Source organism: Luteibacter sp. TLI7-4A (assembly GCF_056754745.1).
This window is the reverse complement of the sequence record NZ_JBPGWO010000001.1, coordinates 1,179,598-1,195,085: the sequence shown is the minus strand read 5'-3', so window position 1 is coordinate 1,195,085 and position 15,488 is coordinate 1,179,598. Positions and strand designations below refer to the sequence as shown.

4 protein-coding genes are annotated in these 15,488 nt (G+C 68.9%); 1 reads left to right on the top strand and 3 read right to left on the bottom strand.

Annotated features, from left to right (window positions below):
• Positions 1 to 51: 51 nt before the first annotated feature.
• From ACR9Y6_RS05310 to ACR9Y6_RS05300, 3 genes are all read right to left on the bottom strand, one after another.
• Positions 52 to 9,696 (bottom strand): cadherin-like domain-containing protein, encoded by a 9,645-nt coding sequence (locus ACR9Y6_RS05310; protein ID WP_481280337.1) that lies wholly within the window; start codon positions 9,694 to 9,696, stop codon positions 52 to 54.
• Positions 9,697 to 10,027: 331 nt separating this feature from the next.
• Positions 10,028 to 13,588 carry a ligand-binding sensor domain-containing protein gene (locus tag ACR9Y6_RS05305; protein ID WP_481280336.1) on the bottom strand — a complete coding sequence of 1,187 codons (3,561 nt, stop codon included), beginning with the start codon at positions 13,586 to 13,588 and terminating at the stop codon, positions 10,028 to 10,030.
• Positions 13,566 to 14,354: a response regulator transcription factor gene (locus ACR9Y6_RS05300; RefSeq protein WP_481280335.1), complete on the bottom strand. Its 789-nt coding sequence runs from the start codon at positions 14,352 to 14,354 to the stop codon at positions 13,566 to 13,568. The genes ACR9Y6_RS05305 and ACR9Y6_RS05300 overlap by 23 nt, the downstream gene beginning before the upstream one ends.
• A gap of 186 nt (positions 14,355 to 14,540) precedes the next feature.
• Here ACR9Y6_RS05300 and ACR9Y6_RS05295 point away from each other — a divergent pair, with 186 nt between their 5' ends.
• Complete coding sequence (locus ACR9Y6_RS05295; protein ID WP_481280334.1) at positions 14,541 to 15,473, top strand: LysR substrate-binding domain-containing protein; 933 nt, start codon at positions 14,541 to 14,543, stop codon at positions 15,471 to 15,473.
• Positions 15,474 to 15,488: the final 15 nt, after the last annotated feature.

The following is a 15,488-nucleotide window of genomic DNA, read 5'->3' as shown; positions in this document are numbered from 1 at the left end:
ATTCGGTCCTTGTGAACGTGGCCGGCGATGCGTGGATCGCCGGGTTCGCGATTAGTGGCGTGGCTGCGTGGGTGCGGGTGCGGTGGCCAACGGCACGGCGGCGGCCTTGGCCATCGCCGCGATCTGTGCCGTCAGCGATGGCGCACCGGCTGGCGTGGACGCCGGTGGTGGCACACGCATGGCGGTAGGTACCTCGTGCGCGGCCTTTGCGGGCTGCGTGCGTTCGACATGGGTCTGGACCGTTTTCTCCAGGTCATGGATGCGCGTGGGCGAGAACGGCGAGAAGTCGTCCCACAACACACTGGAACCCAGCCCGAAATCGTTGAGGGCGACACGCGCGCGGCTGTGCGCTTCGGCGAGCAACTGGCGCGAGAAGGCCACGCCGTCACGCAGCACGTGCTGGGTGTTCGACGGGTCCAGCGGCGCGTCGCCGAGGTCCGAGGTGGGATCGTAGCGGCCCGTGATCCACTGGTTGTGCCAGCGCATCGTGTCGCCCTGCGACTGGTCCACCGCCGGCAGGACGAACAGGCCCGGCTCGTAACCCTGGCGGATGTCGCGCGTGGTCCGGTCGTAGGCGGTGGGGAAGATCTGGTCGCCCCAACGTGCCTGCATCGGCGGCGTCGTGCCCTGGATCGTGATGGTGAGGCGTGCTTCGCTTACATCGCCATCGGCGTCCGTGATGGTGTAGACGAACACTTCGCTCAGCGTGCGGCTGGCGTCCAGCGAACTCACCCTCGGGTTGCGCACATCGAGCTGGTACGTGTACGTGCCGTCCGCGTTGAGGATCAACGTGCCGAACTCGCCACGGCTGCCGCCACCGATCGTTCCCGTGGTGCCGAGATTGGCCGATACCACGCCGGTGAGCGGGCCACCGGCCGCCGGGCCGTCGGCACCGATGCGGTCGGAACCGTCGTGCGAGGAACCCTTGCCGGTGAACACATTGCCACTGGCGCCGGTCTGCCCGGCATCCTGGACGATGGTGGCGCTGTCGTCGCGTGCGACGGGCACGTCATCGGCGATGTCGACCACCAGCCTGCCGGTGGACACGCCACCGGTCACGTCGGTGACGCCCAGCGCGATGACATCGCTGGTGGACGTCGAACCGGGCTGCTGCAACGCATGGTCGAGCGTGTAGGTGTAATCGAGCGTACCCGCCGTGGCCACGCCATTCACCGTCGTGGTGGCGGTGAAGCCGGTGAGCACGAGCGTGCCGTCCGGCGTGACGATGGTGACCGGATGCTGCGGGCTCAGCGCGGACAACTGCTCCGGTGTGAGCGTGGTGCCGCCCACGGTGACGCTGGCGAGGCCGTCCAGGGCGCTCAGGTCGATATGGCCGCTGGTGGTGTCGCTGCCGCCGCCATCGACCAGGCCCGGCTCGCCGACCTCGGCGTGGCCGCCGACGTTGCCGTCCCGGTCCACGGGGACGATCGACGGGTTGCCGTCGGTCACGCCACCGATCGTGATGGTCAGCGTCGCGGTGCTGCTGTCGCCATCGGCATCGGTGATGACGTAGGTGAAGGTTTCGGTGAGCGTCTGCCCGTCCTTCAGTGCGTTCACGGCCGGGTTGTCGTTGTCGAGCGCGTAGCTGTAGCTGCCGTCGGCGTTGAGCGTGAGCGTGCCGTAGCTGCCGCCGAGCGGCGAACCGACGGAACCCGCGGTGCCGTGGAAGCCGACCGCGCTGACCGGCGTGGCGGTACCGTCGGCACCGACGCGGTCGTTCACCAGCACCGACCCGGTGACGCCGGCGGTGTTCTCGGTGACGGCCGCCGTATCGTCGCGGGCCGTCGGCACATCGTCGACGATGTTCACGACGAGGGTTCCCGCCGACGTGTCGCCACCCGCGTCGGTGACGGTCAGCGCGATGTTCTCGGTGCTATCGGTGGTGCCCGGCTGCGAGGCGGCGCGGTCCAGCGTGTAGGTGTAGCTGAGCATGCCGGCCGTGGGGACGCCGCCGACGGTCGAGGTCGGGTTGAAGCCGGTGAGCACGAGCGTGCCGTCCGGCGTCGTGATGGTGACCGGCGAACCGCTGCCGAGCGCGGCGAGCTGCGCGGTGGTGAGCGTGGTGCCGCCCACCGTCACGCTGGCGAGCCCATCGTCGGCGGTCAGTTCGATGCTGCCGGTGGTGACCTGCGACCCGTCGTGATCGACCAGGCCCGCCTCGACGACGGTGGCGTGACCCGCCGCGCCACCGTTGCCGTCCACGGGCGCGATCGACGGTGCGCTGTCGGTATGGCCGTGGATGGTGATGGTGAGCGTCGTGGTGCTGGTGTCGCCGTCCGCGTCGACGATGGTGTAGCTGTAGACGTCGGTGAGCGTCTGCGCGTCCTTCAAGGCGTTCACGGCGGCGTTGCCGTTATCCAGCGCGTAGCCGTAGCTGCCGTCGGCGTTGAGCGTGAGCGTGCCGTACTGGCCTGCCACGCCCGTGCCGACGCTGCCGGCGAGGGGGCCGCTTGCCGTGCCGGCGGCGACGCCCGCCACCGGCGCAGCGATTCCGTCGGCACCGAGGCGATCGGCGACATCGCCCGGACCCGTCGCGGAGACGACGTTGCCATTGACGACCGCCGTGCCGTCCTCGCCGATGTCGGCGCTATCGGGACGGGCGGTCGGCGCGTCGTCCACGATGTTGACCACGAGGGTGCCCGCGGCACTGCCGCCACCAGCATCGGTGACGGACAAGGCGATGTCGTCGGTGCTGTGGTCCGCGCCGGGTTGGGCGATGGATCCGCCCAAGGTGTAGGTATAGGTGAGCATGCCCGCGGTCGGCACGCCGCCGATCTCGGCGGTCGCGGTGAAGCCGGTCAGCACGAGCGTGCCGTGGGCCGTCGCGATGGTCACCGGGGCGCCGGCGCTCAACGCGGAAAGCTCCGCGGCGGTGAGCGTCCTTCCACCCACGGTGACGCTGACGAGGCCGTCCGGCGCGGAGATGGCGACGGTATCCGTCGCGTCACGCGGCTGCCCCGCCGGACCGTTCGGGGTCAGGCCCGACTCCCACACCGTGGTTTCGCCGGTGGTGTTCACGCCATTGCCGGCGCCGTTGCCGTCGTGCGGCACGATGGCGGGGCCGCCATCGGTATGACCCACGATGGTGATGGTCAACGTCGTGGTGCTGGTATCGCCGTCCGCGTCGGTGATCGTGTAGGTATAGACCTCGGTACGCGTCTCGCCATCCTTCAAGGCGTTGACGACGGGATTGGCGTTATCCAGCGTGTAGCCGTAGCTGCCATCGGCGTTGAGCGTGAGCGAGCCGTATTGCCCCGCGATCGGCGCGCCGACGTTGCCGCTGACTGGACCACCCGCGTTGCCGAACACCACGCCGGACACCGGCGTCGGCGTGGCATCGCCACCCACATGGTCGGCACCGCCACCGGTGAGCACGACATTGCCCGTGGCCGGCGCACCGTCTTCGTCCACCGTGTTCGTGTCGGCGTGCGCGACGGGCACGTCGTCGGCGATATCCACCGTGATGCTGCCGCTGTCCGTGAAACCCGCGCTGTCACGCGTGGCGATCGCGATCGTCTCGCTGCTGCCGGTCGCGCCCGGCTGGTCCACGGGACCGTTGAGGCTGTAGTGGTAGACGAGCGTGCCGTGGCCCGCATCCGCACCGGGAAGGTAGCCGGTCACGACCAGGGTGCCGTGATCGGTCTGGATCGTGCGCTCGGCGAGCGGCACGTTGGCGATGTCCTGCAGCTGCGCCAGCGTGAGCGTGACGGAATGACCCGCGCCCGCGACCGGATCGCCGATCGTCACGCTGTCCAGGCCGTTGAACAGGGCGAAGGTTTCGGTTCCGTCCACGCCCTGGCTGCCGCTGTTGTCGGCCAACCCGGCCTCGCTGACCTGGGTGCGGCTGCTGACGGTGACATCGAAGACGCGCGTGGTGACGAGGGCGTTCGAGGAACCCGCCTCGCCGTCGGCGTAACCGTACTGGTCGCCGGCGGTGCTGGGATCGCTACCCGCGTTCGATGCGGCATCGCCGTCGAGCGTCGGCCGGTCCGGGCGGCTGCCGTGGTTGCCGTTGTCGTTCACGGCCACCTGCACCTGGAAGGTGCCGTTCCAGTACGCGTTGTTGTCGCCCGCTTCCGCCGACGGCAACTGCACGCCCACCGCGTTGATCGCCGATTGCACCTGGTCGATGGAACCGGTGATGGTGATGGTGCTGCGGCCCTGGCCATCGGTGCCGAAGGTATACGTGGCACCCGCAAAGCTGCCGGAGGTCGCCGTGGAACCATTGACGTCGTGGATGCTGAAGCCGTTCTGCAGCGTCACCGTGGCGGTGATGCTGTCCGTGCCCGCATCCGGATCGGCCAGGGTGATGTGACTGAGCGTGTACAGGCCGGCGGCGCTTTCGTTGGTGCCGTTGGGACCGGTGATACCGATCGCCGTCGGGTTGTTGATCGAAGACGGGAACACCTCGCGAGACGAGGAGGCCACGTTCTGGGTGAGCCCGCCCGGCACGACCGCATACGGATCGACGGCCGTGGTCGGCACCGCCTGGGTACCGTTCGCGGCGGCGTTCTGGCCGCCATTGGCGGCACCGGACCCGTCGAGGCTTCCGCTGGCCGTGTCGCGCAGGCGATCGTCCGCGATCACTTCCACGCGATACGACTGGTCGGCATTGGCGAGATCGCCGCCGATCGACACCTGCAGGCCGGCGAGATAATCGTTCACCTGTTGCCGCGTGCCGCGAATGACCAGCGCGGCATCGGTCCCGTCGTAGGTGCCGTCCACCGTGGCGCCGGATGTGCCGCCGTTGCTCGAGCCCAGCACGATGTTCGCGTAGGCCGACTGCGCCAGCGGGTTGCCGGCGGCATCGGTGACGCGCACCGTCACCTGCATGAAATCCTGCTCGCCCTGGGTGATCCCGCCACCATCGGTGTAATCGACGTCGCCGACGACGAAGCCGCCCACCGCCGTGCTGCCGTTGAGGTAGACGGTGCCCGCGCCCGCCGTCACGGTAGGCGCGTCGTTCACGGCGACGATGTCGAGCGCGACCTGGATGTCGGCCGGATTGTTGGCGACGCTGCCCGCCCCGGTATCGCCACCGATCTTCGAGCCGGTGTCGTCGAAGTGCAGCGTGACGGTGACATCGCCCGCGGCGGCGCCGTTCGTGTCGTGGTTGACGTTGGCGGCGCTGCGATAGGTGAGGCCGTTGGTCGCGTCGTTGAGCAACGCCTGGATATCGCTGGCACGGCCGGTCAGGACCAGCGTACCGGTGTTGTCGCCACTGATGGTGACGGCGAGGCTGCCCGGCGCGCTCGGCGTGAAGCTGGTCTGGTTGCCGCTGCCACCGATGCCGAGCGTGCCGGTGGGCACGGTCACGCGCACCGTCACCGGCGTATCAAACGCGGCCGATTCGGGATCGGCCACGACGAAGCCGCCACCGATGTGGGTCGCCTGGTCTTCGTACACGGTGCCGCTGGTGGGACCGGTCAAGGTGCCCGGCTCGTTCACGCTGGATGCGCGGACCACCACGGAGGCGGCGGCGATGTCGCCGCTGTTGGTGGGCGCCGCGTCGCTGTACCAGTCGTAGTTCGTGGCATCGATGGGCGTGGTCGCACCGCCGGTACCCGGCGTGGCCGGCTGGTTCACGTTGCCGCCGTTCGCGCCGCCAACGAGGTTGCCGCTGGCGTCGCGCAGGCGATCGTCCGCGATCACCTGTACCTGGTACTTCGCGTCACGGTCACCAGCGAAGTTCACGGTGAGGCCGGCCAGCGCGGCGTTGACCTGCGCGCGCGTGCCGCTCAGCACGAGATAGTCGCCGCCGCCGTTCTTGTCGCCATCCACGACCACGCCGCCACCGGCCGCATAACCGATCGTGACGCCATCGGCGGTGTATTCACCGGCCGAGAACGCGCTGCCGTCGGCATGCAGCAGGCGCACCGTGACCTGCAGGTAATCGGTCTCGCCGCCGCCGACGGTGGTGAGGTCCGGATCGGCCACGCTGAAGCCCGGCACCGGGTTGAACTGCGGGTCCGCGCTGTCGAGGTCGACCGGACCGGCCGGCGCGGTGACCTTCGGCGCATCGTTGGTGGGATCGGTATAGACCCAGAACTCGTTGCCCGCCTGCTCCTTGTCACCGTCGGAGACGGTGAAGAAGAAGCGGTCGTCCGGTGCCGACGGATAGCTGGCGCCGGTGGATTCGGTGCCGTCGTTGAGATAGTAGATACGACCCGCGGCGACATCCGCCTGGGTGAAGGAGGAACCCGCACCGAGGATGTGGAAGGTCGCGCCGCCGTCGGTGGAATACGCCAGTTTGCCGTGCGCCGGACCACCGGTGATCGTGTACTGCACCTGCTCGGCCGAGCTGTCCGGATCGTAGGCCTGGAGCATGGCCGTGGTGATCTGGGCGTAGCCGCCTTCCGCCACGGTGAGCGGATTGTTGACCGGCGTGCCGCCGATGTTGTTCGGCGAGTCGACGGGTACGGACGGATCGGCCTGGGTGGGATCCTTCGCGATCTGCGGCGCGTCGTTGACGTTGGTGATCTGGATCGTGACGGTGGCGTCCGTGGCCGAACGCGCGCCCCAACGGTCCTGCGCCTCGACAGTGAAACTGGCGCTGCGCACTTCCGAGCCGTTGCTGACGAAGCGCAGGCCCGTGGTGCCCGCGCTGCCGGTGATGATGGACGCATCCAGCAAGGTATTCGCGGTCACGTCCTGCCAGCTGGCGCCGCCATCGGTGGAGTATTGCAGCTTGCCGCCCGCAGGCAGGCTGGTGATGACGAACTTCAGCGCGTTGGCGCCCGTGGCGTCGTTGTTGTACGCGTAGTTGGGGCTGCCATCGGGAAGCGTCGGCGAGTTTTCGAGATAACTCGCGCTGGTGGCGTCGTCCGGGTCGGCAAGGCCGAGCTGGTCCTTCGTGATATAGGCGATCTCGCCCTCGTTGATCACCGTGGTGGACGAGCCGACGACCGTTGGCAGGTCGTTGGTCGGCGTCACGTAGATGTCGAACGACGGCTTCCAGCTGTCCACGACCGCCTGGCCGTTCTGCACGGTGATCAGGCCGGCGGACACCGAGAAGTTGGCCGTGGCGTGGAAGTCTTCGCTGGCGCCGTCGTGCTGGAAACGGATGCGGCCGGCGTCGAGGTCGGCCTGGGTGAACGTGCCATAGGCGGCGACGTCGACCCAGGTGCCGTTCACCTGCTTCTGCAACGTGCCGGCGGTGCCGGTGCCCGCGCCGTCGCTGGTGAAACCGAGGAAGGTGTAGACCACCTGCGACGGGTCCACGCCTTCGGCCGTGTAGCTGAGGCCGGGCATGGCGTGGAAGTCGGTCGGCTGCCCGTTCGTCGTCGTACCGTGCAGGACGATGGCGCCGCCTTCGGACACGCTGCCGATGGCGTTGCCGGACGGATCGACACCCGCATAGGTCGACTGCTGCTGGCCCGTGGTCACATCGTGGACCGGGAAACCGCCGTTGTTGCCATCGGGGGTCGGTGCGAGGGCGATGGTGAAGGTGTAGTCGCGCAGGGTGTCCGTGGAGGCGCCACCGGTGTAGTCGCCACCGATGCGCGTGAACGTGGTGCCGTCGGCGTTCCAGCGCAGCGCGGTGGTGTTGTCCACCACCTGGAAATGGAAGGTATCCTGCTGCCCGGCCGTGGCGCCGGTCACCTGCACGTACTGCACGCGGCCGGCGCGCACGTCGGCCATGGTGAAGGTGGCGCCGTCCTTCAACTCCTCGCCGTTGAGCAGCAGGTAGCCATGGGTGAGCCCGGCCTGGCTGGTGACGAAGCTGATGTTCTGTTCCGGCGAATCGACATCCGTCGCGCCGAGCATGGCCGTGGTGAGCACGACCGAGTACGGGCCCGCGCTGCCGTTCCCGCCCGCGGTCACGGTAGCCGTGCGCGTGCTGCCGACGTCCAGCGAGGGATCGTCGTCCACGGCATGCACATCGAGGACGATCGTGCCATCGGCGCTGCCCGGCGTGCCGGTGCCGCCGCCGAGATCGGTGACGCGCACGCCGTAGCTGTCCTGGGTGACGCCGTCGACGCCGTCGTTGCGATAGGTGAGCAGGTTGCGGTTGGCGTAGTCGAAGCTCTGGCCGACCGTGACCGCGACGCCGTTGTAATAGAGCGTGCCGTGTGTCGGCAGCGCCGTGATGGTGACCTGCAGCGCCGTGTCCTGCGGATCGCCACCGCTGCCGGCGACGATGTACTGGCCCACGTTGCCCGTGTCCACGGCGTTGGCCGGCTGGCCTTCATAGACCATGCCGGCGCCACCGACGGTCGGTGCCTGGTTCACCGGCTGCACCGCCAGGTTGACGTGGACGGTGGCGGAACGGTCGAGCGGCGTCGCACCGTCGTTGACCCGGGCGTCGAAGCCATCCGCGGCGTCCTGGTTCGCGCCGGTGGCCGTGTGCACGTAGCTCAGGCGGCCGTCGATCACGTCCTGCTGGGTGAACACGGAACCCGCGCCCAGGCGGTTGCCGTCGAGCGTGAGGTAACCGTACTGCGGCAGCGCCGTGAGGCTGTAGACGATCTGGCTGGCGGACTGCGTGCCGATGGTCACTTCCGCGTCGGAGGCGACCAGGGTGTCGGCGCCGATCACGGTGACGCTCGGGCTGTCGCCGGCGCCGACCTCCAGCACCGTCTTGGTGGCATCGGGCACGGCCACCGGATCGTTCGAAGGCGTGATGGTGACATCGAGCGAGCGCGTCGCCGAGAGCGACTGCGCATCGGTGACGGTGACATCGATGGTCGTGCGCGCGGCGGTATTGCCCAGTTCGACGTCGGCGGCGACGAAGCTGAGCTGGTTGAGCCACGCGTTGGCCTCGGCGACGGTGCCGGTGAACCGGTAGCCGCCGGCGACCGCCGTGGCGGCCGTACCCGTGACCAGGGTGCCCTTGGCGGGGTCCGCGACGACCGCGGTGACGGTCACACGGTCGCCGCCGACGCCATCGTCGACGATGGACCAGCCGGTGAGCGTGCCGCGGTCCGCGCCCGCGGCATTGAGCGTGCTGGGTTCGGAAACGGTGAGGCCGGTGCTGGTGGTGCCGATGCTCGGCGCGACCAGCAGGCCGTCGTAGTCGAGCGCGAGCGAGCGCGTCTCGATGTGCCCCACCGAGCTTTCCAGCACCCAGTCGCCGCCGAGCGCGGCGGCGCCGGTGGCATCGGTGGAAGAGGCCACGTCGGCCTGGGTCAGGCGGCCCAGCTGGGTGACCAGCGCGTTGTCCTGGTGCGACACGTCGCAACCGTAGAGAAGGATGTCGCCGTTCGTCGAAAGCGTGGCGCCGATGTCGCCGAGCTGGCTCGCGTAGGAGGCGATATTGCCGGCGGTGACCGTGTCGGTACCCAGCGAAATGGAATCGCTGGCGCCATGGCTGATGATGTGGATCGCGGCGATGTCGTGTTCGCCACGCAGCGCGTCGGCGATCTGCGTCAGGCCCGAGGACTTGTCGTCCAGCACCACGACCTGGCCGCCCGGCGGCAGCTGGGCGACCAGGGACTGCCAGTTCGCCACGCTCTGGTCGATGACGTAGACCTGGGTCGGCGCAGGGACGCTGGGCGCCGGCGGCGGCGCCGTGGCATGACCCGGCTGTTCCACGGCGGCGCTATGGAACTTGCCGCCGTCATGCGCCGCTTCCGCGGGATCGACATGGTGGCTGGCCGCTTCCACGAGCGCGGCACCGTCGTACATCTGGCGCGGCTCCAGCGCATAGCGGTGTGAACGCGGACGGAAGGGGTTCGGTGACTTTGTCCCTGGCATGGGATCGCCTTCAAGGTGACGGGGCATGACGTAGGCCGACGGGCTCCATCCCGAGGGCCGGGAGGCCTTCGGGAATCGCTATCGATGTGAAGCTGTGATTTACGTCACAGCGGCGGCGCCGATGCTATGCATGGACGTCGACGATGAGAAGGCGGCGGGATGGGAAATTGCGTCATGCAAGGCGTGACGACGATCCGCTCCGGCAAAGGTGGGACGAGGCGGCCGCGCGGGCACGGGGCGGCCAGGCCTTACCGGCCGCCATCGTGGCGTCAGGGTCGTGGAGGCGGGCCTTTGCCCGAAGGGACGCGTGTTCTTTGTGAAGGAGGAAGGATCAGCGCACGTCGTCGCGCGCGACGGCCGCCGTTTCATCCGTTACCGGTTCGAGCAGACGCACGACACGCGCGATGAACTCGGCCGCCGTGGCGGGTTTGAGCAGGACGTCGTCGAAGTCTTCCGTGGTCGCCGCATCGGCGGGACGTCGCGGCGGCAAGGCCGAATAGAGCAGCACGGGCAAGCCCGGGTGCTCACGCCGCAACGTCAGCAACCATCGCCATCCCTCCATGTCTGGCAACCGCTGTTCCGTCACGACCACATCGGGCGCGTCGTCGCGCAGCGTGTTCATGGCGCTCCTGCCATCGGCGGCGGCGAGGCTGCGGAAGCCGTAGCCATCGAGCAGGTCGCACAACACGGCGCGCCGTGCGGGATGCGGCTCGACCACCAGCACGGCCCTGCCCTCGCCGTCGATGTCCCCTATGTCGCCGCCCGTCTCGAGCTCCGGTTCGAGATCGTCTTCGCTCGCCAGGGGCAAGGCCACTTCGAAACCGAAGCGGCTTCCACCGGAAGCCACGGGCTCGGCCACGAGACGGCTGTCCATGTGATCGAGCAACTGGGTCACGATCGCCAGGCCGAGACCACTGCCCTCGTGCTGCGCGGCATTGCCGCCACGGGTGAAAGGCTGCGCCAGCGCGGCGGCCACGTCGGCCTCGAGGCCGATGCCCGTGTCCTCGACCGAGAAGGCCAGGTGCACGCGGAGGCCGTCGCCACCCCGCGGTTCGACGCGGAAGACGACGAGGCCGTCGTGGGTGAACTTGGCCGCGTTGCCGAGGAGGTTCAACAGCACCTGCCTCAGGCGGCGGAAGTCGGCGACCGCCAACGACGGCAGGCGCGGATCGAAGTGGCACTCCAGGCGATTGGCATGGCGTTCCACCAGCGGTGCCGCATGGTCCGCCACGTCGTGGAGGAATCCGTGCAGGTAACCCGGCACGGGTTCGAGCGTGAGTTCGGTCAGGTCGCCGCGGGAGAACTCCAGCAGTTCGTCGATGAGGTCCATCTGCTGGCGCACATGCCGTTCGATGGCCCGTGGATAGTCGCGCCCCGTCCTGCCCGCGCGCCACTGGCGCACCGCATCCAGGATCGCGCCCAGCGGCGAGCGCAGGTCGTGGCCGATGTGGGCCAGCAGCATGCGCCGCGACTGCAGCGACTGCCGCAGTTCCGCCGTGCGTTCCTCGACCACCTGCTCCAGCCGTTGCGCGTGGCGGATGAGCACGCGCGTGCGCCAGCGCCAGGCGAACACGACGAACGCCAGGGCCAGCAGCGCCGCCGCCGCGAAGGCCCAGCGCGTGAGCCACCATGGCGGGGCCACGTTGAAATCGAGCGTGACCGGCTCGGACACGTTGCGCCGGTTCGCATCGATCGCCTGCAACTGGAAGCGGTAATGGCCCGGCGGCAGCGAGGCGTAGCGCACCTCGCGCTGCGCGGTTTCCACCCAGTCCTTGTCGGCTCCGGAAAGGCGGTAACGAAAACGTACCGGCTGCCCCGCGCCATTGCCCGATACACCGAAGCGCAGCACGAGGGGCGCGGCTTCCTCGAAGGACAACGCGGCATCCGGTCCGCCGACATCGCGGTCGCCGTAGCGGGCGGAGATGAGCAACGGGAGGATCCGGCGGGGCGCGAGGAGTTGTCCCGGGTCGAGGATATGGGTCAGGCCGATCGGCGAGCCGATCCAGATGGAGCCGTCGTCGTCGGCGAAGAACGCGCCATGGTTGGTCTCGTCCCAGAGCAGGCCGTCGCGCGTGGAGAGCCGGGTCCAGTCGCCGCCGTCGAAGACATCGACGCCGTTGCCTCCGCCCGCCCACAAGCGGCCGCGCCGGTCGGCGCGCAGGAAATAGAAGCGGGTATCCGCGAGCAGCGGATCGTCCACCGGCGCCATCGTCACCTGGTCCGCGTCCGTGATCCGGCCGACGAGCAGTCCGGGCTGCAACGAGCTCAGCCACAGCCTGCCGTCGGGCGTGACCGCCACGTTCTCGTAGCCGCCGGAGGCTTCCTCAGGCTGCACGCGTACGCGCGCCCAGCCGGCGGCGTCGTGCCGGAACAATCCGCCGCTGCAAGCCACCCAGAGGTCGCCGGCGGCGTCTTCGGCCAGGTCCGAGCACATGGTGGACGGCATGAGCGAGGGCGCGGCGGGTGATACGCGTCCTTGCGCCGGATCGACTTCGTACAGTCCGCCCAGCGTGTAGGCCCAGAAATGCCCGGCCCGGTCGAGGTAGGCGCCGCGCACCAGGTACGGCAACACGGCGACCTGCGTGGTCTTCTCCGTTTTCGGTTCGTAACGCAACACGCGTCCATCGAACAGGAAATACCAGATGATGCCGCCGCCATCGACGATGACGGCGTGCGCCTGGTTGGGCGGCGCGGCCTTCAGCGGCCCGCGATGCGCACGCCCTTCTTCCGGCACGATCACTTCCGCGCCGGCTTCGCCGGCCACCCAGACCGATCGGGCGTCGCCGCGGGCGATCGACCAGATCAGGCTATTGCTCAGGCCTTGCGCCGAGGTCCAGTTCTCGACGGCGTCGGCGTTGCTCCAGTAGACGACGCCGCGGCCGTACGTGCCCATCCAGACCATGCCGTCACGATCGGCCAGCAGCGAGGAAATGCCCACGCCGGGCAAGCCCGAACCGGTGTCGAACAATTCCCAGCGCGCGCCATCCCAGCGGGCGATGCCGACGTCCGTGCGGGTGACGATCCGTCCCGCGCGATCCTCGATGATGTCGATGCTGGACGCCGCGACCTCGGTATGGCCACCGGGGATCTCGTGGCTCGTGAAATCGGAGGCGCCGGCCGCCAGCCGCAACACGTTGCGAATGCCACGCGCCCAGATACTGCCGTCCCGCGCGGCGAGGATGCCCACCCATTTGTCCGCGGGAACGCCCTGCTCGACGCCGTACCGGGTCAACAGGCCATCGCGCAGGCGGCACAAGGCGACGCCGCAGCCGAACCATGTGGTGCCGTTGCGCTGGAGCACCGCGGCGACATCGCCCGGGTCGTCGCCGTGGCGTTCCGCGCCGGCACCGAACAGCGGCGCCCCCGTCCAGCGTCCGCCGGCATCCTGGGTCAACCGCAACAGGCGGTGCCCGCTCACCACGAGCATGCCGTCGCGGTCGTCGGCGGCGAGGGTCTGGCCACGGTCGGCCATGACCTGGATGCCGCCGGGACGCACCCAGTGGAACGTGCCGTCGCTTTCCCGCCGTTGCAGGCCCGCCCGCGAAGCCACCCACAGGTGATCGCCGGCGTCCTCAGCGAAACCGATGACTTCCGAAGTCTGGAAACCATTCGCGGCATCGACCTGGCGGAAGCCCACGCCATCGAAACGGTAGAGGCCTTTTTCGGTGCCGACCCAGAGATAGCCTTCCCTGTCCTGGATCATGCGGATCACGGAGAGGCTGGTCAGTCCGTTGGACTGGTCGTAGACGGTCAAGGGCAGTTGCACGGCCGAGGCGCGCGAGGGCGTCCAGCCGCCGAGGCACGCGACGATCACGAGCCAGGCCATCACGGCATGCCGCAGGAACGGCACGTGGCGGGCGCTCATCCGGTCACGCACCCACGGCATCCGCATCGGCCGGAACATCCTGCCGCGCGGCCTTGCGGTACTGGCTGGGCGTCACGCCCAGGCGCTCGCGGAACGCCGTGGTGAAATTGCAGGCGCTGCGGAAGCCGATGTTCTCGGCGATCTCCTGCATGCCCAGCTCGGTATCGACCAGCAATTGACGGCTCTTGCGCAGGCGTTCCTCGCGGATCCAGGCAAACACGGTCATGCCCAGCCGCTGGCGGAAAATGGTGGAGAGGCGCTTGTCGTAGGTGCCGACGGCGCTGGCGATCTGTTCGAGCGCGAACGGCTCGGACAAGCGCCGACCGATGAACCGCATGGCGGCGCGAAGGATCACCTCGTCCTGGCTCGGCGCCGTCGCGTCCTGGACGTTCGGGACGGACGCCTCCGGCCGGGGGGCCAGGCGCAGGTGGATCTGCACGCGCGCCAGCAGCTCGGCCGGCTCGCAACCCTTGAGGATATAGTCCACGCCGCCCTGGCTCAGGCCCTCCAGGCGTTCCTCGATGCTGGCGGCGGAGGTAAGGAAGAGGATCGGGATATGGCGCACCCGCGGCAGTTCCTGCAACTGGCGGCACAGGGCGAAACCGTCCATGCCCGGCATGCGCACGTCCAGCAGGATCAGGTCGGGTGCCAGGAGCTGGGCGCGCTGGTATCCCTGCTGCGCCGTGGTGGCCAGCGTCACGCGCCAGGACTGGGCGCGCAACGCGTGCAGCAACGACCGGATTTCCTCCGGCGCGTCGTCGATGACCAGAATATGAGCATCCTGAACGGACATGGCTTTCCCCCCTGCGGTCGCTCCGGCCACTGACGGCGGTCCGGCGCGTTTTCGGCGAAGTATATGTCCTTTAACCGATCCATTTCCGCTCCGGCAAAGGAATTCGTCGCCCGTCCAAAAGATGGGCCGTATGGCGCTCACTAGAATGAGGTGTTGGCGCCCGATGTGGCGGCGGGGTACGGGCGGATGGAACAGATCAACAACCTTGGCGATTTCTTCCTGCTCGTCCACGTGGTCGAAGCGGGCGGCTTTTCCGCGGCGGCGGCCCGGCTGGGTACGACCCGTTCGCTCCTGAGCCGGCGCATCATCGCCCTGGAGCAGCGACTGGGCACGCGCCTCCTGCATCGGAACGCGCGCCGGTTCGCGATCACCGAGTCGGGGGAACGGGTCTATCGCCATGCGGCGGCGATGTGTGAAGCGGCGATCGCGGCGGAACACGCCGCGGCTCCCCCGGCGAATGCGGCCAGCCTGGTGCGCATCGAGGCACAGGGCTTGCTGTCGCCCCTGGTGGCCGAACTCCTGCCGGGTTTCGCCGTCACGCATCCGCGCACGCGGCTGGCGGTGACCACCCATGGCAGCGACATCGAGGCGTTGTTGCGGCAGCAGGCGGACGTGATCCTCAGCCTTCGCGAGACCTTGCCCGACAGCAGCGATATCGTCGCTCGTCCGCTCGGAACGGTACGGCTGGTCACGGTGGGCAGCCCCGACCTCGTGCGCCGCCTCGGCAGGCCCGCGCATCCGGCCAGCCTGGACGAAAGCCACTACCTCAGTTACGCCTCGGGCGAGACATCCGGGTACCGGATGTTCCGCGGGCCGGTTTCGCAGCGCCGCCACGCGCGCATGGCTTCGGCCGATCTCGGCGCCTTGCTCGCCTCTGCCCGCGCCGGGCTCGGATTCGCCCAGTTCCCGCTCTATATGGTCGCCGACGACATCGCCAGTGGCCGCCTGCGGATCGTGCTGGAGGCGTTCGAACCCCAGCCCCTGCCCCTGCACGCGCTGACCATGTCGAGCCGGTCGGTCAGCGAGGCGACACTGAACTTCGTGCGCTTCGTGCAACAGAGCCTGACGGCGATGACCGTGCGCTGGCAGGAGAGCATGCCGGCGCCGGCAGGAGCATGATTCGGTCGTTATCGC

Coding starts and splice junctions, on each gene's coding strand:
- ACR9Y6_RS05310 (WP_481280337.1), bottom strand. CDS start 9,696: ATGCCAGGGACAAAGTCACCGAACCCCTTCCGTCCGCGTTCACACCGC.
- ACR9Y6_RS05305 (WP_481280336.1), bottom strand. CDS start 13,588: ATGCGGATGCCGTGGGTGCGTGACCGGATGAGCGCCCGCCACGTGCCG.
- ACR9Y6_RS05300 (WP_481280335.1), bottom strand. CDS start 14,354: ATGTCCGTTCAGGATGCTCATATTCTGGTCATCGACGACGCGCCGGAG.
- ACR9Y6_RS05295 (WP_481280334.1), top strand. CDS start 14,541: ATGGAACAGATCAACAACCTTGGCGATTTCTTCCTGCTCGTCCACGTG.